Below are 21951 nucleotides of genomic sequence, written 5' to 3' on the forward strand. Positions count from 1 at the left end.
AAGTGAGTGATGACCATGGCTCGAACTCCGCGCCGCAGATTCAGATCCCTCACGGTGGCGTCACTGCTCCTCGCCGTGCTGTCCCTGGTACTCGGTCCGATGCCCAGCTCCGCGGCGGCGCCGGACCTCGGCTGGTGGAACCCGACCGCGCGGCCCGCGCCGGACGCGCAGATCGACGTCACGGGCGAGCCCTTCAAAGGCGCAGACGCCCAGGGCCGCGTAAGAGGCTTCGTCGACGCCCACGACCACATCATGTCCAACGAGGGCTTCGGCGGCCGGCTGATCTGTGGCAAGCCGTTCTCGGAGCAGGGCGTCGCCGACGCGCTCAAGGACTGCCCCGAGCACTATCCCGACGGCTCGCTCGCCGTCTTCGACTTCGTCACCAAGGGCGGCGACGGCAGGCATGACCCCGACGGCTGGCCCACCTTCAAGGACTGGCCCGCTCATGACTCGCTGACCCACCAGCAGAACTACTACGCCAATATCGAGCGGGCCTGGCGCGGCGGCCAGCGGGTTCTCGTCAACGACCTCGTGACTAACGGCGTGATCTGCTCGGTCTACTTCTTCAAGGACCGCAGCTGCGACGAGATGACCGCCATCCGTCTTGAGGCGAAGAAGTCGTACGACATGCAGGCCTTCATCGACAAGATGTACGGCGGCCCCGGCAAGGGCTGGTTCCGGATCGTCACCGGCAGCGCCCAGGCCCGTGAGGTCATCGAGCAGGGCAAACTGGCTGTGGTCCTGGGGGTCGAGACGTCCGAGCCCTTCGGCTGCAAGCAGATCCTGGACATCGCGCAGTGCGGCAAGGAGGACATCGACCGGGGCCTGGACGAGTTGCAGGAACTGGGCGTGAGCAGCATGTTCCTGTGCCACAAGTTCGACAACGCCCTGTGCGGGGTGCGCTACGACTCCGGCGCACTCGGTACGGCCATCAACGTGGGCCAGTTCCTGTCGACCGGCACCTTCTGGAAGACGGAGGCCTGCCGCGGCCAGCAGCACGACAACCCCATCGGCAACGCGGTGGCGGCGCAGGCGCAGAAGCTGCTGCCGAGCGGGGTGTCGGTCCCCGCGTACGCCTCGGGTGCGCAGTGCAACACCCGCGGACTGACCGGCCTGGGGGAGTACGCGGTACGCGGGATGATGAAGCGCCACATGATGCTGGAGCTCGACCACATGAGCGTCAAGGCCGCGGACCAGGCCTTCGACGTCCTCGAGTCCGCGTCGTACCCGGGCGTCATCTCCTCGCACAGCTGGATGGACCTGGGCTGGACCGAGCGGCTCTACAAGCTCGGCGGGTTCGCCGCCCAGTACATGAGTGGCTCCGCGGCGTTCAGTGCGGAGGCCGCACGTACGGAGGCGCTACGGGAGAAGTACCAGGTCGGCTACGGCTACGGCACCGACATGAACGGGGTCGGTGGCTGGCCCGCCCCGCGGGGCGGGGACGTCCCCGACCCGGTGCGGTACCCCTTCCGCAGTACGGACGGCGGTTCGGTGATCGAGAAGCAGACCACCGGCGAGCGCACGTGGGACTTCAACACCGACGGTGCCGCGCACTACGGCATGGTCCCGGACTGGATCGAGGACATCCGCATCGTCGGCGGCCAGGGTGTCGTGGACGACCTCTTCACGGGCGCCGAGTCCTACCTGCGTACCTGGGGGAACGCCGAGAAGCACACGTCCGGGGCGAATCTGGCCTCGGGTGCGACCGCCTCGGCGTCCACGTCGCAGTGGTGGAACCCGGCCGTCAGCTATGCTCCCGGCCGCGCCGTGGACGGTGACGAGGGCACTCGCTGGGCCAGCGAGTGGACGAACGACCAGTGGCTGCAGATCGACCTCGGATCAGCGAAGCCGGTCGGGCGCGTCACCCTCGACTGGGAGGCGGCATACGCGAAGTCCTACCGGGTCGAGCTGTCGCTGGACGGCAGCAACTGGCAGACGGCGTGGTCCACGGCCACGGGTGACGGCGGCCTGGACACAGCACGGTTCACCCCGGCTCAAGCGCGCTACGTACGCATGCACGGCCTGGAGCGTGGCACCACATGGGGTTACTCGCTCCAGGAGGTCGGCGTCTACAGCGGCTGACGGCAATCGGCAGCGCTGTTCCGGCCGGGGAGGGCCAGGCGGCGGGCGGAGGCGGTACGGCGACGGGGCCGTGCCGCCTCCGGTGCGTAAGGAACGGGCAACGGCGGGCCGACGCCGACCGGGACGACGCCGGACCCGCGGGCACAGGCCGCCCCGAGGCGGCGGGCGGGCCGCTGTGGCCCGCCCGCCGGGGCGTCCACCGGTTCCGGGCGGGATGGGCGAGGCGGGCGGTCCGGGGCCGCGCCGGCCGGACGGCGTCCTCGTGCGAGGGTGCTCCCCGGTGCCCTGCGCACGGGGACGCCTTGCCGCTCCCGGGTCCCGGGGCGATGCTTGGGGACATGGCTGACCAAGCCGGCCCTGAGCCTGTCGCGGCCGTCAGACGTGCTCTTCGCCTGTTGGAGGCCGTCGGGGCGCACGGGAGCGGGGCCACCGCGCAACAGCTGGCCCGGGAAGCGGGGCTTCCCCCGGTAACGGTGGCCGAGCTGCTGCCCGGACTGGCCCGGGACGGGTTCGTGACCGACCTGGGCGACGGCGGGTACGTCCTCGCCGACACCGGGACCGCGCCGGGAGCCGGACACGACGGCCGCGAGATGCACGAGCGTGTCCGCCCCGTGCTCACCGCACTGCGGAACGATCTCTCGGCCGCCGTCTACCTGACTCTGTACGAGGAGGGCGAGATCCGTGTCATGGAGATCGCCGACAGCGCCAGGACTCCGCGGGTGGACCTCTGGGTGGGCTTCGAGGATGCCGGGCATGCGACCGCCCTGGGCAAGAGCGTGCTGCGGGAGCTGGACGGGGAGGCGCGGGCCGAGTATCTGTCGCGGCACTCCCTGACCGGGCTCACACCCAGGACCATCACGCGCCCGGAGGAGCTGCTCCGGCAGCTGGACGCGTTGTCGGCGGCGCCGCTGGTGATGGACCGCGAGGAGTACGCCCGGGGTACGACCTGTATCGCGGTGCCCGTGTACAGCGGCGATCAGGTCGGGTCCCTCGGCATCTCCTTCCGGTCGGACCGGATGTACCGGTCGGACCGGGTCCGTGAAGGGCTGCTGTCGTCCTCGATCCGCGTGTCCAGGCGGCTCTCGCTCCCCGGGTGAGCCCGGGGAGCCCTCGCGGGTCCGCCGCCGCGCATGCGCTGCTCGATGACCCGGCTACTCGATGACGAGCTCGACCGGGATGTTGCCTCGGGTCGCGTTGGAGTAGGGGCACACCTGGTGAGCCTGCTCGACCAGCTTGCGGCCGGTGGCCTCGTCGACGGACCCGGGGAGCTCCACGCGCAGGGTGACCGCGAGTCCGAAGCCCTCGCCCTGCTTGCCGATGCCGACCTCGCCCGTCACGGCGGCGTCCGTGACGTCGACCTTGGCCTGGCGGCCCACGAGGCCGAGCGCGCTGGCGAAGCAGGCGGCGTACCCGGCGGCGAACAGCTGCTCCGGGTTCGTGCCCGTACCGCTTCCGCCCATCTCCACGGGGATGGCCAGCTGCAGGTCCAGCTTGCCGTCGGAGCTCACGGCGCGGCCGTCACGGCCGTGGGTGGCGGTGGCGACGGCGGTGTAGATCGATTCCATGGAAACCGGTTCCTCTCGAAGGTCATGGTCCGCGGCGGGTCCGGCCGCTTCCTCTGAAGTGAAGCACACAATTCAGTTGTGCACAATCAAATGGGGTGTCCGGCGTTATGCTGAAGCCATGACCGCCACGCCCAGCACCTCTCGCCAGGACCCGCCCGAGGCCGGCTACCTCCGCCTCGACCAGCAGATCTGCTTCTCCCTGAACGCCGCCTCGCGCGCCTTCGGCAGCGTCTACCGGGTGCTGCTCAAGGATCTGGGGCTCACCTACCCCCAGTACCTCGTGATGCTGGTGCTCTGGGAGCACGGCGAACTCCCGGTGAAGGCGCTCGGGCAGCACCTGCGGCTGGACTCCGGCACGCTGTCGCCGCTGCTGAAGCGGCTGGAGGCGGCGGGCCTGGTACGTCGTGAGCGGAGCGCCCGGGACGAGCGCTCGGTGCAGGTGCGCCTCACGGACGAGGGATCCGCCCTGCGTGAGCGGGCGCTGCTCGTGCCTCGCCGGATCGCCGCCGCGACCGGGTTCGGCCTCGACGAGATCAGTGAACTGCGTGACCGCCTCGACCGGCTCACCTCCGCACTCGACGCGGCGGCGGAGGAGGGGCAGGACGGCGACGGCGCGCCGTAGCCCCCACGGGACGCGAGGCGCCGGACCGGTCAGGCGGCGTACGCGGTGACGGCCAGCGTCGCGGACAGCACCTTCCAGAGCGCCCAGGCGCCCGTGCGGCTCGCCACCGCGCACGGGGTGCTCCGCGTGCAGGAGGTCGGCCGGTCCTGCCAGGCGCTCACGACCAGATAGTGGAAGCCGAACGTGCGGCTGAACGCGAAGCGGATGTGCAGGCCGTCGCCCAGGTCGTGACCGGGAAGGGTTGCGATCTGCAACCGGGTGGCGCCGACGGCCTCCACCCGGACCGGGTTTCCGCCCAGCAGATCACACTCGTCCGCGGGCCGGATCCGGGCCGGACACGCGCCGCTCACCGGGAACAGCCAGAAGTGGTCGGTGAGCTGCCTGCGTACCTCGTGCGGGCTGGTGAACGGATGCAGCCCCAGTGCGTAGCTGTACCGGTACAGCCACTTCACGCCGCCGTGGCACGCCGCAGGACCCTCGTCGCACCCCTCGGCGGCGGCGCCGTGGCTGCCGGACGACCGGACGGGGGAAGGGGCGGCGTGGGAGGACGGGGCCGGGGCGACGAGCGCGAGCGAGCCGGCGAGCAGCGCGGCCGACGCGAAACGTGCGGCCGTGCGGGTGAACGCCGGCGTGTGCCGGGAACCGGCTGCTCCACCGCCGCCCGCCGTTTCCCGCGCGGGCCCGTGGGAGGCACTGGACCCAGGGCGATCCGTCTTCCGCATCAGCGCCTCCCGACGGGCGGTACGAGCCACCTGGACGCTATGTCCTCGGGAGAGGTTCGGCATCCCCGCGACAGGCGCCTTCGCCGCAGGCGGCGCCTGCCCGGGACCCGCCCGGTCAGGCGCCGCCGGGTTCAGGCCGCGAGGCCGAGGACCATGGCCCCGACGACCGGAGCCGCGTACACCATCGGGTAGGGAATGTGCGTGTACCAACGGGCCCGGATCACCGTGACGACCGCCCCGGCGAAGTACAGCACCAGCCCGGAACCGGCCAGGACGCCGACGACCGGGACGAACAGCCCGACGACCAGACCCGCGGCCCCGGCCGCCTTCGCCGCGCCGAGCCACGTCCACCAGGAGCGCGGGACGCTGTAGTCGGTCAGGGCCTGGACGACCCACTGGGCACGGAACAGCAGGGCACCGGCCGAGTAACCGGCCATGGCGGCAGCGACGAGAGTGACGACGACGTGGGCGACGGACATGATGGGAGCTCCTCAGCGGGCGGGTGCCGGGGTGTTCTCGCCGGCCTCGGTGGCCGGCCCGGCACTGCACTGAAACGCCCCGGCGGGAAAACGTGACACGTCCGCGAAGAATTCTTCTCGGCTGCGGCCCGGCGACGCGCGGGGCAACGTGCCCCGCAGCGCCACCGCGTCAGGTCCGGCGCGCCAGGAGGAACAGCTGAGGCTCGGGCACGGCCGTCGGATGGTCCGGTGTGAACAGGACGCTCTCCCGCTCCAGGACCGTGAATCCGGCTGCCGTCACCACCCCGGTGAACGCCTCCTCGCCGAAACTCGTCACCCGCACCGGCTGGTCCATGAACGTGCCGCTCACGCCCTCCAGGTCCAGCGGCACCGTCGCCACGGCCAGATGGCCGCCGGGACGCAGCACCCGGGCGGCCAGGCGCAGCACATCCGTCTGCTCCGCACGGGACAGCTGCAGGAGCGAGAAGTACACGCAGACCGCGTCGAAACTCCCGTCCTCCAGGGGCAGGTCGCGGACGTCGGCGCAGCGGAACTCGGCCCCGGGCACCTGCCGGGAGGCGATGCCCACCATGACGGGGGAGACATCGACGCCGAGCACGTGGTGACCGGCGTCGGCGAGCGTCCGCGCGGTCGGCCCGCCCGTGCCGCTGCCGACGTCCAGCACCCGGCTGCCCGGAGCGAGGTGTTCCAGGAGGAGCTCCAACGAGGCGTGGTGCGCGGCCGATCCGCCGAACGCCTGCTCGTAGTCGGCACCGAGGGCGTCGAACACCGAAGCGGCGTCGGGGTGCTGAGCCGAATCCATGGCGGATCCCTTCTTCTGCGGACGCTTCCTACGGTACGCGGGCGACGGCCACGTACAGTCCGCTGTGCTCGGGCTCGGGCGCGGGCGTGTCGCGGAACCACTCGGGCGCCGTGACGAGGCCCGGCTCGGTGACGTCCAGTCCGTCCAGGAACAGCGCGAACTCCGCCCGGGTGCGCAGCGCCAGCCGGATGCCGCCCTTGTCGTACTCGTCGGCCCCCTGCTGCCCGCGCTCCGGATTGACGTCGGACGCACCCTGGGACAGCACCACATAACTGCCCGGGGACAGCGCGCCCGTCAGGGTTCGGACGATGCCGGCCGGGTCCACGTCATCGGGCAGGAAGTGCAGCAGGCCGAGCATCGACAGGGCCACCGGACGCCGGAAGTCCAGGACCTTGTCGGCCGCCTCGAGGATGGTGCCCGGTTCACGGACGTCCGCCGGGACGTAGTCGGTGGCACCCTCGGGCCTGCTGATCAGCAGTGCCTCGGCATGACGCAGGACGATGGGGTCGTTGTCGCAGTAGACCACCCGCGAGGCGGGGTTGATCTCCTGGGCGATCTGGTGGAGGTTCGGCGCGGTCGGAATGCCCGTGCCGATGTCGAGGAACTGGTCGATACCCTCCCGGGCCAGCCACGCCGTGGCGCGGTTCATGAACGCGCGGTTCTGGTGGGCGCCGATCTTCGCCTCGATGGGCAGTTGCTCCGCAACAGCTTGGTCGACGGGGTAGTTGTCCTTGCCCCCGAGGAGTGCGTCGTAGACGCGCGCCGACTGCGGCCTGCTGGTGTCTATGGGGGGCTGGGACGTCCCTGCCGTCATGGCGAGCTCCGTTGCAGATGAGGTGATGCCGATCCTGCGGTGAAGTCTGCCACAGCAACTTACCGATGATCATGCGGTGTTGGAGACGGGCAGGTGGTCCGCCGGGCCGGTGGCCTGCAACGGAGCGGAATCCGGCGCGGCGGGGCGCCTACTGCAGCGCGCGCACCGCGGCACCGAACAGGGCCGGAGCCCGGTGCGCGGCCGGGACGATCATCCGTGCGGTGGCAGGACGCCGGGCCACCGACAGCAGACCCGCTGTGAGCAGCCGGTGACGACGGGTCAGCCGGGCCCAGCCGGCCGGGTAGTCCTGCGGTCGTCCCGCGGCGAGCGAGTCCACCGCCGCACCGGCCGTCGCCACGGCGAGCGCGACCCCCTCACCGGTCAGCGCGTCCACATAGCCCGCGGCGTCGCCGACCAGCAGGACCCGACCCGCCCGCCGGCCGCGCGCACGCCGGCGCAGCGGCCCGGCGCCGCGCACGGAACCGGCCTCCCGGCCCCGCAGTGTGGCGGCGAGGCGGGGGAAGTCCGCCAGCTGGCTCTCGTACCCCCGGCGTTCCCCGCTGAGTACCGCCACACCCACCAGGCCGTCCCCGAGCGGCGTCACGTACGCCTCACCGCGCCGGGACCAGTGCACCTCCACGAACTCCGTCCACGGGTCCAGCCGATAGTGCCGGCGCAGCCCGTAACGGCGCACGGGACTTGCGGGCCCCTCCAGGCCGAGCCCTCGACGGACCGGCGAGTGCAGCCCGTCGGCGGCGATCAGCCACCGGGCGGTGAGCCCGCACACGCCGACCCGGTCATCGCTCTGGCGGACCTCCGCAGCCTTCCCCGGCACGATCCGGACGCCGAGCGCCAGCGCACGCGCGTGCAGCGCGGTGTGCAGCGCCGTCCGGCGCACCCCGAGCCCGGCCCGGCCGCGGAACTCCGCCGCCGCGCTCCGGGCGCCGTCCACGTAACGGATCCCGCGCAGTGGATGACCGGACAGCTCGATGCCGAGGGCGAGCAGCGCCGCCACCCCGCTGGGCATGATGCCCTCGCCGCACGCCTTGTCGACGGGGAAGGCACGGGGCTCGACGACGACGGTCTCCATGCCGAGCGAGGCCGCCCGGATCGCCGCCGCCAGGCCGGCCGGGCCGCCGCCCGCGACGAGGAGATCGATCACGCCGGAACGCCTCCGGCACGGGCGAGGGCCGCCTCCTCGCACCGCACCCGTACGGCCATGAGCGCCGCGTTGAGCACGGTGAAGAGCACCGCGGTCACCCACGCGCCGTGGACCAGCGGCAGGGCAATCCCCTCCGCGGCGACGGCGACGTAGTTGGGGTGGCGCAGCAGGCGGTACGGGCCGCCCGTGACCAGCGGCAGCCCCGGCACCACGATGACCCGGGTGTTCCAACGGTGGCCGAGCGTACGGATGCACCACCAGCGCAGCGCCTGCGCGCCCACCACCACGGCCACCATCGTCCAGCCGAGCAGCGGCACGAACGGCCGGTCCGCCAGTCCGGCCTCGGCCAGGCATCCCGCCAGCAGCGCCGTGTGCAGGGCGACCATCGCGGGATAGTGACCGCGGCCCGACTCGGTTCCGCCCCGGGCCAGCGCCCAGCGGGTGTTGCGCAGGGCGACGGAGAGTTCGGCGAGGCGCTCGCCCGCCACGGCCAGCACCAGTGCCGTGTACCAGATCATGTGTCCTCCGACCTACCAGCGCAGCAGCACCAGTTCGCAGCAGAAACCGGGCCCCATCGCCATCAGCAGCCCGGGGGAGCCCCGTTCGGGCCGCCGCTGCTCCAGCGTGTCCCGCAGGACGTGAAGCACCGAGGACGACGACAGGTTCCCCACGTCGGCCAGCGAACGCCAGGTGACGTCGAGCGCGCCGTCGGGGAGCGAGAGGACATCGGCGACGGCCTCCAGCACCTTGGGGCCGCCCGGGTGGCACACCCAGTGGGCGATGTCCTTCGCCTTGAGCCCGTGCTCGGACAGGAAGTCCCCGACGTCGTCCGCCAGATGGCGGCGGACGACGTCGGGGACGCCCGGATCGAGCACCACCTTGAAGCCCGAGTCGCCGATGTCCCAGCCCATGACGTGTCCTGTATCGGGATACATCCGGCTGCGCGTGGCCACTACCTCGGGCCCCGCCTGGGCCGCCCTGCCCTCGCCGAGCGCCACCACGGCGGCGGCCCCGTCGCCGAACAGCGCGGTCGCCACCAGATTGGCGGGCGACGTGTCGCCGCGCTGGAAGGTGAGGGAACACAGCTCGACCGAGAGCAGGACCGCCACGTCGTCGGGCCGGCCGAGCAGGTAGTCGTGGAGCCGGGCGATGCCCGCCGCCCCGGCGACGCAGCCGAGCCCGAAGACCGGCAGCCGTTTCACATCCGGGCGCAGGCCGAGGCGCCCCACGAGCCGGGCGTCGACGGAGGGAGCGGCCACGCCGGTCACCGAGGTGAACATCAGCAGGTCCACGTCGCAGGGCCGCAGCCCCGCGGTCCGCAGCGCGCCGCGCAGCGCGTCGGCGCCCAGGTCCACGGCCGCCTCGATGAACACGTCGTTGGCGTCCCCGAAACCGTCCAGCTCCGCGTAGCGCTCCAAAGGCAGCACCATGGTGCGGCTGCGCACCCGGGCGTTCTCGTGGAGCCGGTCCAGGACCCGCCGGTCGGCCCCGGGCGGCAGACAGGTGCGGGCCACCATGTCGGTGACCTCGCGCTGGGTGTGGCGGTACGGGGCCAGGGTGCCGTGCACGGCTGCGATCCGTGTCATCCCGGGCCCTGCTTCTCAGACGTCATGGCCCATCCCTGCCCGGAACCAGGGGCAAAACACCGCAGACAACCCGTGCGGCTGTCAGGTCCGCGGTGTCCGGAGTACCTACGATCGCGTCATGGGCACTCAGGACCCGTCTCGCGCCTGCGCTCCGACCGCGTGGCCGCCGCGCCGTACCGCGGGGCTGGCCCGCTCCTGCCATCCGGGACCGGTCGTCGCCGTGACCGCGATCGCGGGCGCCCTGGGCGCGGGCGTCGGCCTCGACGCCGTCCGCTGCGCCCTCCTCGTCGCCGCCGTGCTGTGCGGCCAGCTCTCCGTGGGCTGGTGCAACGACGCCTTCGACGCCCGGCGCGACGCCGCCGCGGGACGCGCCGGCAAACCCGTGGCCGAGGGGTCGGTGAGCCGCGGGACGGTCTGGGTGGCGGCGTTCACCGCCGCGCTGCTGTGCGTCCCGCTCTCCCTGGCCTGCGGCCCGCTCGCCGGCGCGGTGCACCTGGCGGCCGTGGCGTCCGCCTGGGCGTACAACCTGAAACTGAAGGCCACAGCCCTGTCCTGGCTTCCGTACGTCATCGGGTTCGCCGCCCTGCCCGCCGTGGCCGCGCTGACCCTGCCCGGCCGTCCCGGGCCGACGTGGTGGGTGGTGACGGCGGGCGCCCTGCTGGGACTGGCGGCGCACCTGGGCGACGTACTGCCCGACATCGAGGACGACCTGCGCAGCGGTGTGCGCGGCCTCCCGCAGCGGCTGGGCCCCACCGCCACCGGGATGCTGCTGCCGGTGCCCCTCTTGGCGGCCTCCGTGGTCCTGGCCCTCGGCCCGGCCGGGCCTGCCGGGCGCTGGGGAGCGGTCACGCTCGCCGTCGCGGCGCCCGCGGCGCTCGCCGGGATCCTGTTCGGCCGGACCTGGCGCAAGGCGCCGCTCGCGGCGGCGGCCGTCGTCGCGGCGGCGGACGTGGCGCTGCTGCTGGTCCGCGGCACCGCCCTGGTCTGAGCCGGGCACGCGGCCCTCACGCCCGTGCCCCTCACGCCATGCCGCCTCGCGCCGTGCCCCCTGCCAGTCTGCGCAGCCAGATGTCGATCAGGCGCAGGTCGGCGTCGGTCAGGCCGAGTGCGGGATCGACCCGGCGGAGCAGGGCCGGTCCTCCGTGGTGAGCCGCCACCCAGTGCCGGTCCCGCTCGGTGATCTCGTCGTCCACCCATACGAAGGCGCGCCCCGCGGCCCAGCCGACGAGCGTGCGCGTCTTCCAGTGGAGCCCCGCCCGCATGTCCCGCTCCTCCCGGTCCGAAGAGGCGGGCCAGACGACCACACGGAGGCGCGGCAACCCGAGGCGCGGTCCGACGACCGCGTTCGCCTCGTCCCCCCAGGTCGTCGCCCAGACCGGCTCGCACCGGAGCGCCGCCAGCCGGGGCCCGAGCGCCGGGTCGATCCGGTCGAGCAGCGGATGCGCCCCGGCCTCCGGCGGACCCGGCGGACCCGGCGCACCCGGGAAGACGGGGTGCCCGCCGGCGCGCGGGCCGAACGGGACGAGGGGGCCGTCGACATCGAGGAAGAGCAGCGGAAGCCCGCCGGGACCGGTCACCGCCGCACCGTACCTCCGGGCGTCAGCGACCGCCCGCCACCCTGAGGATCGCCCCGGTGGCGTACGAGGCGTCGTCCGACAGCAGCCACGCGACGGCGCCGGCGATCTCCTCGGGCTCTCCCGGCCGGCCCAGGGGGATTCCGGAGGCAGCCTTGTCGGGGCGTTCCGGGTCCGCGTGGAACCCGGTGCGGATGATGCCGGGGGCGACCGCGTTGACGCGGATGCCCGCCGCCGCGACCTCCTTGGACAGCCCGATGGTCAGCGTGTCCACAGCTGCCTTCGCCGCGGCGTAGTGGATGTACTCGCCAGGACTGCCGAGGGTGGCCGCCGCCGACGACATGTTCACGATGGCCCCGCCGCCCGACCCGGTCATGTCGCGCACGGCCCGCCGCGCGCAGAGCAGGTAACCGACGACGTTGACGTCGAGGGCGCGCCGGAGCCCGGCCGCGTCGGCATCGGCGAGCGGGCCCGTCGGCCCGCCGACGCCGGCGTTGTTGACCAGGCCCGTGACCGGGCCGAGCTCGGCCGCCGCGGTGTCGAAGAGCAGATCGACGCCCGCCTCGTCGGCGGTGTCCATCCGCACCGTCACACAGCGCCGGCCCGTCTCCCGTACGGCCACCGCGACGGCCTCGGCCGCTGCCGCGTCGGAGCGGTAGCCGAGGGCGACGTGATGACCGTCGGCCGCCAGACGTACGCAGACGGCGGCGCCGATCCCGCGACTGCCGCCGGTGACCACGGTGACCGGTTGACGGCTCATGCAAGGCTCCTCGCTCCTGTGCGACGGCGACGTGACGCCCTCGGTGAGGACCCAGCGTAGGGATCGAAGATCAACCGCCTCCGGGCGGGCCCCCGGTGTGCGGGTGTCCACGCGGGCCGGGCGCGCCGATGGGCTGCCACCCCCTCATGGAAGGGTGGCAGCCCATCGTCCGCGTGTGCGGGTGGCTACACGGGGCGGCCGCTGCCGCTCCGGACGCCCTGCTGCTCGCTCTGTTCCTGCAGCTTGCGGGCCTTCTCCTCCAGCCGGCGACGCTGCTCGGGGTCGCTGGTGCGCTCCGCGGCCTCGGTCATGTGCCTGGCCTTCTCGCGCATCTGCTGGGCTCGGCCGGATTCTCCTGCAACGCTCATCGTCACTCCTTGAACGGTAGGGAAGAGCGGGCCCCCTCAGAGAAGCAGCGCTGCGTGAGCAGCGCACCCCGAAGCGTCACGGACGGTGAGAGTGGCAGGTGGGGCGGGTGGGACGCCGCGGCGATGCGATGCGCACACCGGGAGCGGAACCGGCGTGATCCGGCCCCCCCCGGACGCTGGCATGATCAGGGGTATGAACGAGCGCATGATCGCCGCGTGTGACGGGGCGTCGAAGGGTAATCCGGGGCCGGCCGCCTGGGCCTATGTGGTGGCTGACGCGGCAGGCAGGCCGGTGCGGTGGGAGGCCGGTCCGCTGGGCACCGCCACCAACAACGTCGCCGAGCTCACCGCCCTCCAGGAACTGCTGGAGTCACTCGACCCGGCCGTGGCGCTCGAAGTCCGGATGGACTCGCAGTACGCGATGAACGCCGTCACCAAGTGGCTGCCGGGCTGGAAGCGGAACGGCTGGAAGACCTCGGCCGGCAAGCCCGTCGCCAACCGCGACCTGGTGGCCCGCATCGACTCCCTGCTGACCGGCCGGGCCGTGGAGTTCGTCTACGTGCCGGCCCATCAGGTGGACGGCGATCCGCTGAACGCCCTGGCCGACCAGGCAGCCAGCGAAGTGGCCGTCGCGCAGCGTGCGGCGGGTACCTCGCAGGGCTCCGCGGACCTGCCGGTTCCCGCACCCTCCCGTGCCACCGAAGGACGGCGGACCGGCGCCGCGACGAAGAAGGCGGGCGGCGCGGCCCGGGCCGGAGCGACCATCCGTGCCAAGTTCGCCGGGCGGTGCCACTGCGGAAAGCCGTACGCGGCCAAGGACATGATCGCCAAGAACGACCATGGCTGGGGCCACCCCGAATGCCGGACCGCCACCGCCTGACGGGGCACCCTGCCGCCGCGTACCGGACGGGTCCTTCGGATCGCGCCCGTGCGAGGGGGCGCGCGTGCCATGATGCGGCTCCGGCGGCGAGGGCCTGAGCTGCCGCCGGAGCTGTGGGGAACGGCGACACGCTGGGGGGCGTATGGAATCCACGGGTACGGTGCTGCGTGAACTGCGCGGAGCGCAGAAGTCGGCCAAGGGGGTGTCGCTCTACTCCCGGTACGTGAACCGGCCGGCCGGCCGGGTCTTCGCGGCGGCCGCGTACCGAATCGGCATGACACCCAATCAGGTCACTCTGGTGAGTGCGGCGTTCACCTTCGCCGCCCTCGCTTCGGTGGCTCTGGTGCGCCCCGCCTGGGGACCTGCGGTCCTCGTCTACCTGGGGCTCGCCGTGGGGTTCGCCCTGGACTCGGCCGACGGCCAGCTCGCCCGGCTGACCGGCCGCGGCGGCCCCGACGGCGAATGGCTGGACCATGTCGTCGACTGCGCGAAGATGATCCTCGTCCACACCGCCGTACTGATCTCGTTCCACCGCTACTTCGGCCTCGGGTCCGACGCCTGGCTGCTCCTGCCGCTCGGCTTCCTGTTCGTCGCGGTGCTCACGTTCTGCGCAGGGCTTCTGCGTGAGCAGCTGGGCAAGGCCGCCGCCCGGCCCTCGCCGCAGGGCGGAGCGCCCGCCGCGCCCGTCTCCCGGCTGCGGGCCGTGGCGCTGCTGCCGGCCGACTACGGGGTGTTCTGCCTGGTGTTCCTGCTGCTCGGTGACGAGACGGCGTTCCGCACCGGATACGCCGTACTCGCCGCCGTGCACGCGCTGTTCCTCGTGGCGTTCCTCGGCAAGTGGTTCAGGGAGCTGAGAGCGCTCCGGGCGGACTGACCAGTGTGTCCAGCGCCCGGCGCAACTGCGTGCTGGAGGTGTGCACGGTGTACGGGAAGTAGACGACCTCCACACCGACCTCGGCGAAGTCGCGCTCCAGCCGCCTGCCCTTCTCCGTGTCGCGCCAGTCGTCGCCCTTGAAGATGACGTCGAACCTGACCTGTTGCCAGGTCTCGACCTTGTCCGGGACCGTCTCGACGAAGGCCGCGTCCACGTACCGCACGCTCCGGACGATCTCCAGCCGCTCCGGCAGCGGTATGACCGGCTTGTGCCCCTTGGCGAGTGCCGCCATCTCGTCCGAGACGACCCCTGCCACCAGGTAGTCGCACTGGCTGCGGGCATGCCGCAGGATGTTGAGGTGACCTATGTGGAACAGGTCGTAGACCCCCGGCGCGTAGCCGACCCTGTGCACCATCCGTTCTCTCCCCCCACGGTGTGAACGTGATGTCCGTGTCCCATCGGCCGGTGTCCGGACATGGCATCCGGTCCGGTGGGATAACGGTATCGGTGTTGATCGTGCAACGACCTTACTGTGAAGACCACTTGCGCATCTCGTGAACGGATAAGCTCACTTTTGGGGCTGTTCCTTGGGGGGAACACAGGTGGCTCCGGGGGGAAGGCGAGCGTCCGATGCCAGAACAGATGCCAGAGGAAGAGCACCGCATGCCGCTCGACGGCCGCCGTCTGCTGGTGGTCTCCACGAACTACGCACCCGAGCTCACCGGTATCGGCCCGTACGCAGCCCAGCTCGCCGAGCACTGGGCCCGGTGCGGGGCCGACACCCATGTGCTGACCGGCATGCCGCACTACCCGTCCTGGCGGACCGATGCGGCCTACCGGGGGGTGTGGCGGACCGAGGAGCAGCGCGCGGGTGTCACCGTCCACCGGCGAAGACACTATGTGCCGCCCCGTCAGAGCGCCCTGCGCAGAGCGGCTTTCGAGGCGAGCGTCCTCGCCCACGGTCTCGCCGCCCCGCCCGCGCTGCGGCCCGACGCGGTGCTCGCCCAGCTTCCGAGCCTGGCCGGAGGCGTCATCGGCGCCCGGCTCGCCCGCCGTCACGGCATCCCCTACATACCCGTCGTCCAGGACCTGATGGGCGCCGCCGCCGCGCAGAGCGGCATCCGGGGCGGGGGCAGGGCGGCCGCCCTGGCCGCACGGGCCGAGCGGTATGCGCTGGGGGCCGCCACCCTGGTCGGCGTCATCCACGAGAGCTTCGTCCCCCGGGTCACCGCCTACGGGGTGGACCCGGAACGTATCCGGCTGGTCCCCAACTGGTCACACGTGCAGGCGCCTTCGGCGGACCGCGCCACGACGAGGGCCCGGCTGGGCTGGCGCGAGGGCACACCCGTGGTGCTGCACTCCGGCAACATGGGGCTGAAACAGGGGCTGGAGGTCCTCGTCGACGCGGCGCGGCTCGCCCCGGAGATACGCATCGTCCTGATGGGGGACGGCAATCAGCGCGACGCCCTGCTGGCCCGTGCGTCCGGGCTGCCCAACCTCGACTTCCTGCCGCCCGCGGGCGCCGACGAGTTCACCGACGTCCTGGCGGCCGCCGACGTCCTCGCGGTGACCCAGCGCGCGTCCGTGCTCGACATGAGCGTGCCCTCCAAGCTCACCTCGTACTTCGTGTCGGGCCGCCCCGTCGTCGCCTCCGTGGCCGAGGGGGGCGGCACCGCACAGGAGGTGCAGCGCTCGGGCGCCGGGCTGCTGGTCGCACCGGAGGACCCGGCCGCAGTGCTCGCCGCGGTCCGCAAACTGACCGAGGAACCCGCGGCCGCCGGTGAACTCGGCTCCAACGGGCCGCGCTACGTGGCCCGTCACCTCGGCCGTGAAGCCGGACTCGCCCGCTTCGACGCACTGATCACCGAGGTCCTTCAGGACGCCGAAGGGAGAGACCGCCGATGACCCACCCGATCCGCGCCCTGGAGGACCAGGACGAACCCGCGCTGCTCAGGGACCAGTTCCGCCAGCTCCTGCGCTACCGCACGCTGCTCGCCTGCGGCGTCGTCGTCGGACTGCTCGGAGCCGGCTGGCTGGGCCTGGGCGGCGAGGACACCTACACCTCCACCGGCGAGGTGTCCGTGCGCTCCGCCACCTCCGACCCCTTCGCCGCCGGTGCCTCCGCGGACAAGGGAATCAACATCGGCTCCGAGCGCCAGACCGCGGTCAGTGACGCGGTCGGCACCGTCGCCGTCGGCTCGCTGACCAGGACCGGCGACACCGTGGACGTGGGGACGCTGCTCTCCGGGCTCCAGGTCACCAATCCGCCCAACACCCTGGTGCTCAGGTTCTCCTACACCGGCCGCACCCCCGAAGAGGCGAAGGCCCGCGCCCAGGCACTTGCCGAGGCCTACCTGGAGATACGCCGGGAGCGCACCGAGAACAGCATCGACAACATGGTCGACGGCTACCGGGCCCAGCTGAAGCCGCTCACCGAACAGCGGGACCGGCTGGCCGAGCAGGAGACCGGCACGGTGGGCAACGACGTCACCAGCGCACGGGCCAATCTCATCGTCTCCATCTCCGAACTGAGCCAGAAGATATCGGAGTTGCGCGCACTGGACACCACGCCCGGCTATCTGAACAAGAAGCCCGTCGCGCCGCAGAAGCCCAGCGGAGCCGGGCTGCCGCTCCTCCTCGGCCTCGGCGGCGTCGTCGGACTCGCGCTCGGCCTGCTGCTGTCCTGGGTACGGCTCGTCTTCGACCCCGCTGTGCGCTCCACCAGGGAACTCGTCCGCTCGCTGGGAGCTCCGCTGCTCGGCACGCTGCCCAGGGAGCGCGCCGCCGCCGGAATCCTGCTCGCCATCGGACGCGGCGGCAGCAGACTCGCCGAGGAGTACCGGGCGGTGGCCTTCCGGCTCGCCTACGACCCCTCGTTCACCGAGCGCCGCCGGATCCTCGTCACGGCGCCCCGCGGCGACAACGGCATGGCGACGGCCGCCGCGGCCAACCTGGCTGCCGCCTTCGCCGAGATGGGGCGTGACGTCCTGCTCGTGGAGGCCGATCTGAGGTCCCCGTCCCTGGCCGGGGCGCTCGGCGCGGTGGGGCGGGCCGGCCGGCCCAGCTGGGCCAACGAGCGGGACGGGCGCGGCTGGCCCTCCGACAGCCGCACCAACGTGGACGTGCCCGGCTCGGGGGCCTTCACGCTCATCGCCGGCCGCCGCACGGACAACGTGCCGCGCGCCCTGACCTCCGCGCCCGTCAGCCGCATCCTCGCGGAGGGGGGCCGGCCGGGAGCCGTCGTCATCGTGCTCGCCCCGCCCGTGCTCTCGTACGCGGACGCCGTCGCCCTCATCGACCGGGTCGAGGGGGTCGTGGTGGTCTGCGATCCGCGTGAGGTGCACCGCAGCGACCTGGAGCGCATCCGCGAGATCATCGGTGCGGCGGGCGGCACCGTCCTCGGCACCCTGCTCCACCCCGGTTACGGACGCCTGGAGCGCCGGGCCCGCAGGAAGGCGGCCAAACGCCGGGGCCGCGGCCGTCCGGCACCCGCGGACGGCCGCGACGCCCGCGAGGACACGGGCGCCGACGGTCCCGGCCGGGCGCACGATGCGGCCCGCACCGGCGACCCCACCGAGACCCTCGGCCTGCGGACGCTCGACGGCGGCGCGGGAAGCGGCGGCAGCGACCGGAGCAGTACCGCGGGACACCGATGAGGGCACGCACCGCCGTCGTCTGCTCGGTCGCCGACCAGGGGGTGGCGGCGCTCACCAACATCCTGGTGCTGGTCGTGGCCGCCCGGCTCTCCACCGTCGCCGACTTCGCCCGCTTCTCCGCCGTCTACCTCGTCTTCTCCGTACTGCTGGGGGTCTTCGGCGCCTACACCGGACAGCCCCTGGTGCTGCGCCGGCAGGCGGCGAGCGACGAGACGCGCGGAGCCTGCCGGTCAGCGGTCGGCTTCACCCTGCTCGCCTCGGCCGTCATCGGCGGCCTGCTCGCCGCGGTCTGCGTCCTGCTGCCGGGGGAGACGGCACGCGCCGGGGCGATGCTCGGACTGGTGCTGCCGGTCGTCCTCGCGCAGGACACGGCCCGCTACGCCTTCGCCACGCTGCACGCACAGCACCTGGCGCTGGCCTCCGACACGCTGCGCCTGGCCTGCGTACTCGGCGCGCTGGCCGCACAGCCGCACGGCACCCCGGCGGCCCGGCTGGTCATCGTCTGGGGCCTCTCCGCCCTGCCCGCGCTCCTGTTGTCCGCGGCCGTGCTGCACCGCAGGACGGCCGGCACCCCGGTGCGGCTGAAGCCCCTGCTGGCGAAGGGGCACCTGGGCCGCCGGTTCGTCGTCGAGTTCGGCGTGGGCAACGCGACCAGCCAGCTCTCCGTGCTCGGGCTCGGCGCCGTCGGCAACCCGCTCGTCGTCGGTGCCCTGCGCGGCGCCACCACGCTCTTCGGCCCGCTGAACGTGCTGTACACCTCGGCCACCGGCTTCGGCCCCCCACTCCTCGGGAGGCTCGCCACCGACCGGCTCCGGGTGCGGGCCACCGCGGCCCTGGCCGCGGTCCTGGCGCTCACCGCCGCCGGCTGGGCCACCGTCCTCGCGCTGCTGCCCGGCTCGGCCGGACGCCATCTGCTCGGCGACACCTGGCCGACGGCCGCTGCGCTGCTCCCCGCGACCGGCAGCCAGTACGCGGCCATGGCCGTCGGAACCTGCGGACTGCTGGCCCTCAGACTCCTTGATCCGCGCACCACGCTCTCCATCCAGGTGGTCTTCTCCCTCGCCGCGGTCGCCTTCCTCGCCGGCGGCTATCTGCTCGGCGGAGTGATGGGAGCCGCCTGGGGCCTCTGCCTGGGATCCGTCTGCAAGGCGGTCGCCACCTGGACCCGGGTGGTCCGGCTCACCCGGGTCGGTGAGCGCGAACACGCCCCGGTCAGTGCGACCGCCGTCGGCTCCGGCCCGTGAAACTCGTGATCATCGCCAGGCACAGCGCCGCGATGGCGAGCTTTCCGACGGCCTGAAGCAGGGGGCCGCGCAGCAGAATGAAGGTGTATCCCGCGATCAGCGGCGCCGTGATCGCCAGAACACTGCCCGGCCCCGGACCGTCCCGCGAGACCGCCCGCGCATAGCGGCGGTCGGTGCGCGCCGTCGCGTAACCGATCAGGGCGAACCCGCCGATCAGGCCCGGCGCCCCGAAGTCCACCCACAGCTCGGTCCACAGCGGCGCGGAGAGATTCGTCATGTTCATCCCCATCCACTGCCCGACCCGCACCCCGGTGTCCTCGGGCTTCCCGCTCCACGCCGCCCGCGGCACGAAGAAGAAGGCCGAGCCCGCCAGTTGACGGCCGTACGTGTGGCCGCGCGTGTCGACCCACGAGATGGTGTTGGCGAACATCACCGTCTGGTCGTAGTCCTTGGTGGCCAGCGGCTCGAAAACCGACGACGACTGGACCGGGCGGTACCCGGAGTCGTCGTAGCGGAACCTGTCCGCGTACGGGAACAGCACCAGGGCGCCGACCACTCCCATGGCCAGCACCGAGCGGTACATCGCCGCGCTGCTCGGGAACGCCGTGAACAGCAGCGAGACCAGCACCGTCAGGAACCAGTAACGGGCATTGGAGATCGGGTTGTTCACGACCAGGTTCACCACGGCCAGCGCGATCCACACGAGAACGGTGGACGGTGAGCGCCGGGCCCGGCGCGAGGTCACCAGCCGGCGGGTGTAGAAGAGCAGCGCCAGCAGGGCCGGAACCGTGCCGAAGCCCTTCAGGAACGCGGAGCCCACATTGGACTCCCCGGACGCGACACCGCTCTGAGCGACCGAGGCGCTGATCTCCTGCCGACTGGAGAAGAAAACGCCGGGCCCGCCGAGCTTCAGCACGTAGTAGCCGCTTGCCGCGAAGGCGAGCAGGACCAGCAGCCGGAGCCTGACCGGATGCGCCGTGGCCGGGCCGCCGCCCCCGCGGGCCGTGGTGCGCCGCCGCAGTGGACGCCGGGACGCCAGCAGCGCCCCCAGGTCGAAGGCGGCGCATCCCACCAGGATCAGGGCGATCGCCGTGACCAGGTCGGAGCGCGGCCCGACCATCGGCGTCGGCGTCTGGCCGATGACCGCCTGGGCGAACGGCGCCACCCCCATCGCGATGTACACGAACATCCAGAAGACGCCCTGCAGCAGCCGTCGCCGGGTGGAGAGGATCATGGTCGAGAGCCGGGCCCCGGCGTAACACGTCAGCACGAGCTGCAGCCAGTACGCCGTGTCCCGGGACCCGGTCCCGGGCTGGGCGGCGATCAGCGCGGGCAGGAAGCAGACCAGCCCCAGGATGAGCGGCACGGCCATCGCCCGCGACAGCATCGCCCAGGACATCGGCCTGGCGGGCGGTTCGACCGGAGGACGAGGACCGTCGCCCCGGAAGGGCGCGGACGGCGGAGCCTGCTGCACGGACGTCATCGTCTCCCCGTTCCGTGAGCCTGCGCGCCTGTGAACACCTTAGCGAATCACCCCACTTGAGGTGATGCGATGACTAGGCTGTGAACAGCCGGCCGAGGTCGAGGGGAACCCTGGTGAAGATCCTGCACATCGTCACACTGCACACCCCGGACCATGCCTTCGGCGGTCCGACCCGGGTGGCTCTGAACCTTTCGAAGGTGCAGCGCGCCGGGGGCGACGACGCCCGGATCATGGCCCTGGGCGACGGCTTCGACGGGCCGCTGCCCGCCGAGGTGGAGGGCGTGCCCGTCCATCTCTTCCGGGCCCGGCACCTGCTGCCGATGTTCGAGGTCAGCGGCATCACCTCCGGAGCCCTCCTGCGGACCGCACACCGCATGATGCGCGGCGCCGACCTCGTACACGTCCATCTGATGCGCGACCTGGTGACGCTGCCCGCCGCCCTCCTCGCCCTGGCCACCCGTACCCCGCTCGTCGTCCAGACGCACGGCATGGTGGACCCCACCGAGAAGCGGGTGGCGCAGTTGACGGACCTGCTGGGGGTACGCAAGGTCCTGCGGGACGCGGACGCGGTGCTCCATCTCACCGAGGCCGAGCGGACCGATGTGAACGCCGTCGCGGCCCCCGTCGCGCTCACGAGGACCGTGCGCCTGGTCAACGGGGTGCGCCCGCAGGAGTTCAAGCCGGCCCGCGATCCGGACCGCCCGCCGACCGTGCTCTTCCTCGCCCGGATCCAGGAACGCAAGCGTCCGGAGGACTTCGTGGCCGCGATGCCCACGGTCCTGGCGAAGCACCCGGACGCCCGTTTCGTCCTCGCGGGCCCGGACACCGGCGCGCTCCCGGACACGCTGCGACGGGCCCGCGCCCTGGGTGTGCTGGACTCGCTCGACCACGTCGGACCGCTGGGCCACGAAGAGGTACTGGAGGCCGGACGGCGGGCCGATGTGTACGTCCTGCCGTCGATCGAGGAACCCCTGGGCGTCTCCGTCCTCGAAGCGATGTCCGTCGGCACCCCCGTGGTCGTCACCCGCACCTGCGGCCTCGGCCCCGACGTCGCCCGGGCCGGAGCCGGACGAGTGATCGACAGCCGGGTGGGCGAGGACGGGGCCAACGCGCAGAAGGTCGCCCGGGCGGTCCTGGAACTGCTGGAGCCCGCGGCCAACGCCGAGGCGGGGAAGGCCGCCTGGGATCTGGTCAACGAGCACTTCACCATCGACGTCGTGACCCGGACGCTCCGGCGGACCTACGAGGACGTGACGGCCCGCCGGAAGCGCCGATGAG

At 72.6% G+C, this 21951-nt stretch carries 23 protein-coding genes; 10 read left to right on the plus strand and 13 right to left on the minus strand.

Features of this window, described 5'->3' with window-relative positions; translation table 11 throughout:
• The first annotated feature begins 9 nt into the window (after positions 1-9).
• Positions 10-2082, plus strand: coding sequence for a discoidin domain-containing protein (locus tag ACIQMX_RS11520; RefSeq protein WP_402476801.1), 2073 nt, complete (start codon positions 10-12; stop codon positions 2080-2082).
• A gap of 338 nt (positions 2083-2420) precedes the next feature.
• Positions 2421-3179, plus strand: coding sequence for an IclR family transcriptional regulator (locus ACIQMX_RS11525; protein WP_402476804.1), 759 nt, complete (start codon positions 2421-2423; stop codon positions 3177-3179).
• A gap of 54 nt (positions 3180-3233) precedes the next feature.
• On the opposite strand, the gene ACIQMX_RS11530 is transcribed toward ACIQMX_RS11525, so the two are convergent.
• Entirely contained in the window at positions 3234-3647 is a 414-nt protein-coding gene (locus ACIQMX_RS11530; protein ID WP_402476806.1) for an organic hydroperoxide resistance protein, read from the minus strand.
• A 118-nt stretch (positions 3648-3765) separates the two neighbouring features.
• Here ACIQMX_RS11530 and ACIQMX_RS11535 point away from each other — a divergent pair, with 118 nt between their 5' ends.
• Positions 3766-4269, plus strand: coding sequence for a MarR family winged helix-turn-helix transcriptional regulator (locus tag ACIQMX_RS11535; RefSeq protein ID WP_402476809.1), 504 nt, complete (start codon positions 3766-3768; stop codon positions 4267-4269).
• 29 nt (positions 4270-4298) lie between these two features.
• On the opposite strand, the gene ACIQMX_RS11540 is transcribed toward ACIQMX_RS11535, so the two are convergent.
• The 7 genes from ACIQMX_RS11540 to ACIQMX_RS11570 all read right to left on the minus strand — a co-directional run bounded on the left by ACIQMX_RS11540 (position 4299) and on the right by ACIQMX_RS11570 (position 9834).
• Positions 4299-4991 (minus strand): hypothetical protein, encoded by a 693-nt coding sequence (locus tag ACIQMX_RS11540; RefSeq protein WP_402476812.1) that lies wholly within the window; start codon positions 4989-4991, stop codon positions 4299-4301.
• A gap of 131 nt (positions 4992-5122) precedes the next feature.
• A complete protein-coding gene (locus ACIQMX_RS11545; RefSeq protein WP_363072139.1) occupies positions 5123-5470 on the minus strand; it encodes a DoxX family protein in 348 nt (115 codons plus the stop codon).
• Positions 5471-5639: 169 nt separating this feature from the next.
• Positions 5640-6272, minus strand: coding sequence for a class I SAM-dependent methyltransferase (locus tag ACIQMX_RS11550; RefSeq protein WP_363072141.1), 633 nt, complete (start codon positions 6270-6272; stop codon positions 5640-5642).
• Positions 6273-6300: 28 nt separating this feature from the next.
• The gene (locus ACIQMX_RS11555) at positions 6301-7086 is read right to left on the minus strand and encodes an SAM-dependent methyltransferase (protein ID WP_363072143.1); all 786 of its coding nucleotides are present in this window, start codon (positions 7084-7086) and stop codon (positions 6301-6303) included.
• Between the two features lie 148 nt (positions 7087-7234).
• On the minus strand, positions 7235-8248 hold the full coding sequence (locus ACIQMX_RS11560; protein ID WP_363072145.1) for an FAD-dependent monooxygenase: 1014 nt from the start codon (positions 8246-8248) through the stop codon (positions 7235-7237).
• Positions 8245-8766, minus strand: coding sequence for an isoprenylcysteine carboxyl methyltransferase family protein (locus ACIQMX_RS11565; protein WP_363072149.1), 522 nt, complete (start codon positions 8764-8766; stop codon positions 8245-8247). Before ACIQMX_RS11565 ends, ACIQMX_RS11560 begins: the two co-directional genes overlap by 4 nt.
• Before the next feature lie 12 nt (positions 8767-8778).
• Positions 8779-9834, minus strand: coding sequence for a type III polyketide synthase (locus ACIQMX_RS11570; protein WP_402476816.1), 1056 nt, complete (start codon positions 9832-9834; stop codon positions 8779-8781).
• A 118-nt stretch (positions 9835-9952) separates the two neighbouring features.
• Between ACIQMX_RS11570 and ACIQMX_RS11575 the strand changes: the two genes are divergently transcribed.
• Positions 9953-10822 carry a UbiA family prenyltransferase gene (locus ACIQMX_RS11575; protein ID WP_402476819.1) on the plus strand — a complete coding sequence of 290 codons (870 nt, stop codon included), beginning with the start codon at positions 9953-9955 and terminating at the stop codon, positions 10820-10822.
• 31 nt (positions 10823-10853) lie between these two features.
• Here ACIQMX_RS11575 and ACIQMX_RS11580 read toward each other — a convergent pair whose 3' ends face one another.
• The 3 genes from ACIQMX_RS11580 to ACIQMX_RS11590 all read right to left on the minus strand — a co-directional run bounded on the left by ACIQMX_RS11580 (position 10854) and on the right by ACIQMX_RS11590 (position 12536).
• Positions 10854-11411 (minus strand): hypothetical protein, encoded by a 558-nt coding sequence (locus tag ACIQMX_RS11580; RefSeq protein WP_402476821.1) that lies wholly within the window; start codon positions 11409-11411, stop codon positions 10854-10856.
• A gap of 22 nt (positions 11412-11433) precedes the next feature.
• Complete coding sequence (locus ACIQMX_RS11585; protein ID WP_402476824.1) at positions 11434-12168, minus strand: SDR family NAD(P)-dependent oxidoreductase; 735 nt, start codon at positions 12166-12168, stop codon at positions 11434-11436.
• A gap of 185 nt (positions 12169-12353) precedes the next feature.
• A complete protein-coding gene (locus ACIQMX_RS11590) occupies positions 12354-12536 on the minus strand; it encodes a DUF6381 family protein (protein ID WP_363072159.1) in 183 nt (60 codons plus the stop codon).
• A gap of 193 nt (positions 12537-12729) precedes the next feature.
• Here ACIQMX_RS11590 and ACIQMX_RS11595 point away from each other — a divergent pair, with 193 nt between their 5' ends.
• Together ACIQMX_RS11595 and ACIQMX_RS11600 are read left to right on the plus strand one after the other, a co-directional pair.
• Positions 12730-13416, plus strand: coding sequence for a ribonuclease H (locus tag ACIQMX_RS11595; protein WP_363072160.1), 687 nt, complete (start codon positions 12730-12732; stop codon positions 13414-13416).
• Positions 13417-13558: 142 nt separating this feature from the next.
• A complete protein-coding gene (locus ACIQMX_RS11600) occupies positions 13559-14290 on the plus strand; it encodes a CDP-alcohol phosphatidyltransferase family protein (RefSeq protein ID WP_402476828.1) in 732 nt (243 codons plus the stop codon).
• Here the strand turns inward: ACIQMX_RS11600 and ACIQMX_RS11605 are convergent.
• Positions 14259-14705 carry an adenylyltransferase/cytidyltransferase family protein gene (locus ACIQMX_RS11605; RefSeq protein ID WP_363072164.1) on the minus strand — a complete coding sequence of 149 codons (447 nt, stop codon included), beginning with the start codon at positions 14703-14705 and terminating at the stop codon, positions 14259-14261. The genes ACIQMX_RS11600 and ACIQMX_RS11605 overlap by 32 nt on opposite strands.
• Before the next feature lie 227 nt (positions 14706-14932).
• Here ACIQMX_RS11605 and ACIQMX_RS11610 point away from each other — a divergent pair, with 227 nt between their 5' ends.
• Genes ACIQMX_RS11610 through ACIQMX_RS11620 form a run of 3 tightly spaced genes read left to right on the plus strand, consistent with a single transcriptional unit; the run spans position 14933 to position 19190 of the window.
• Entirely contained in the window at positions 14933-16195 is a 1263-nt protein-coding gene (locus ACIQMX_RS11610; RefSeq protein ID WP_402476831.1) for a glycosyltransferase, read from the plus strand.
• Positions 16192-17946, plus strand: a complete 1755-nt coding sequence (locus ACIQMX_RS11615) for a lipopolysaccharide biosynthesis protein (RefSeq protein WP_402476834.1) — start codon at positions 16192-16194, stop codon at positions 17944-17946. The genes ACIQMX_RS11610 and ACIQMX_RS11615 overlap by 4 nt, the downstream gene beginning before the upstream one ends.
• A complete protein-coding gene (locus ACIQMX_RS11620; protein WP_402476836.1) occupies positions 17943-19190 on the plus strand; it encodes a hypothetical protein in 1248 nt (415 codons plus the stop codon). The genes ACIQMX_RS11615 and ACIQMX_RS11620 overlap by 4 nt, the downstream gene beginning before the upstream one ends.
• Here ACIQMX_RS11620 and ACIQMX_RS11625 read toward each other — a convergent pair.
• Entirely contained in the window at positions 19159-20673 is a 1515-nt protein-coding gene (locus ACIQMX_RS11625) for a hypothetical protein (RefSeq protein ID WP_402476838.1), read from the minus strand. The two genes, ACIQMX_RS11620 and ACIQMX_RS11625, sit on opposite strands and share 32 nt — an antisense overlap.
• 113 nt (positions 20674-20786) lie before the next feature.
• Here ACIQMX_RS11625 and ACIQMX_RS11630 point away from each other — a divergent pair, with 113 nt between their 5' ends.
• Positions 20787-21950: a glycosyltransferase gene (locus tag ACIQMX_RS11630; RefSeq protein ID WP_402476841.1), complete on the plus strand. Its 1164-nt coding sequence runs from the start codon at positions 20787-20789 to the stop codon at positions 21948-21950.
• The last annotated feature ends 1 nt before the right edge of the window (position 21951 follow it).

This window comes from Streptomyces sp. NPDC091416 (assembly GCF_044756845.1).
In the GTDB taxonomy this organism is placed as follows: domain Bacteria; phylum Actinomycetota; class Actinomycetes; order Streptomycetales; family Streptomycetaceae; genus Streptomyces.

Bases quoted from the DNA above. Each gene is read 5' to 3' on its own strand.
- ACIQMX_RS11520 (WP_402476801.1), top strand. From the start codon at position 10: ATGACCATGGCTCGAACTCCGCGCCGCAGATTCAGATCCCTCACGGTG.
- ACIQMX_RS11525 (WP_402476804.1), top strand. From the start codon at position 2,421: ATGGCTGACCAAGCCGGCCCTGAGCCTGTCGCGGCCGTCAGACGTGCT.
- ACIQMX_RS11530 (WP_402476806.1), bottom strand. From the start codon at position 3,647: ATGGAATCGATCTACACCGCCGTCGCCACCGCCACCCACGGCCGTGAC.
- ACIQMX_RS11535 (WP_402476809.1), top strand. From the start codon at position 3,766: ATGACCGCCACGCCCAGCACCTCTCGCCAGGACCCGCCCGAGGCCGGC.
- ACIQMX_RS11540 (WP_402476812.1), bottom strand. From the start codon at position 4,991: ATGCGGAAGACGGATCGCCCTGGGTCCAGTGCCTCCCACGGGCCCGCG.
- ACIQMX_RS11545 (WP_363072139.1), bottom strand. From the start codon at position 5,470: ATGTCCGTCGCCCACGTCGTCGTCACTCTCGTCGCTGCCGCCATGGCC.
- ACIQMX_RS11550 (WP_363072141.1), bottom strand. From the start codon at position 6,272: ATGGATTCGGCTCAGCACCCCGACGCCGCTTCGGTGTTCGACGCCCTC.
- ACIQMX_RS11555 (WP_363072143.1), bottom strand. From the start codon at position 7,086: ATGACGGCAGGGACGTCCCAGCCCCCCATAGACACCAGCAGGCCGCAG.
- ACIQMX_RS11565 (WP_363072149.1), bottom strand. From the start codon at position 8,766: ATGATCTGGTACACGGCACTGGTGCTGGCCGTGGCGGGCGAGCGCCTC.
- ACIQMX_RS11570 (WP_402476816.1), bottom strand. From the start codon at position 9,834: ATGACACGGATCGCAGCCGTGCACGGCACCCTGGCCCCGTACCGCCAC.
- ACIQMX_RS11575 (WP_402476819.1), top strand. From the start codon at position 9,953: ATGGGCACTCAGGACCCGTCTCGCGCCTGCGCTCCGACCGCGTGGCCG.
- ACIQMX_RS11585 (WP_402476824.1), bottom strand. From the start codon at position 12,168: ATGAGCCGTCAACCGGTCACCGTGGTCACCGGCGGCAGTCGCGGGATC.
- ACIQMX_RS11590 (WP_363072159.1), bottom strand. From the start codon at position 12,536: ATGAGCGTTGCAGGAGAATCCGGCCGAGCCCAGCAGATGCGCGAGAAG.
- ACIQMX_RS11595 (WP_363072160.1), top strand. From the start codon at position 12,730: ATGAACGAGCGCATGATCGCCGCGTGTGACGGGGCGTCGAAGGGTAAT.
- ACIQMX_RS11600 (WP_402476828.1), top strand. From the start codon at position 13,559: ATGGAATCCACGGGTACGGTGCTGCGTGAACTGCGCGGAGCGCAGAAG.
- ACIQMX_RS11605 (WP_363072164.1), bottom strand. From the start codon at position 14,705: ATGGTGCACAGGGTCGGCTACGCGCCGGGGGTCTACGACCTGTTCCAC.
- ACIQMX_RS11610 (WP_402476831.1), top strand. From the start codon at position 14,933: ATGCCAGAGGAAGAGCACCGCATGCCGCTCGACGGCCGCCGTCTGCTG.
- ACIQMX_RS11615 (WP_402476834.1), top strand. From the start codon at position 16,192: ATGACCCACCCGATCCGCGCCCTGGAGGACCAGGACGAACCCGCGCTG.
- ACIQMX_RS11620 (WP_402476836.1), top strand. From the start codon at position 17,943: ATGAGGGCACGCACCGCCGTCGTCTGCTCGGTCGCCGACCAGGGGGTG.
- ACIQMX_RS11625 (WP_402476838.1), bottom strand. From the start codon at position 20,673: ATGACGTCCGTGCAGCAGGCTCCGCCGTCCGCGCCCTTCCGGGGCGAC.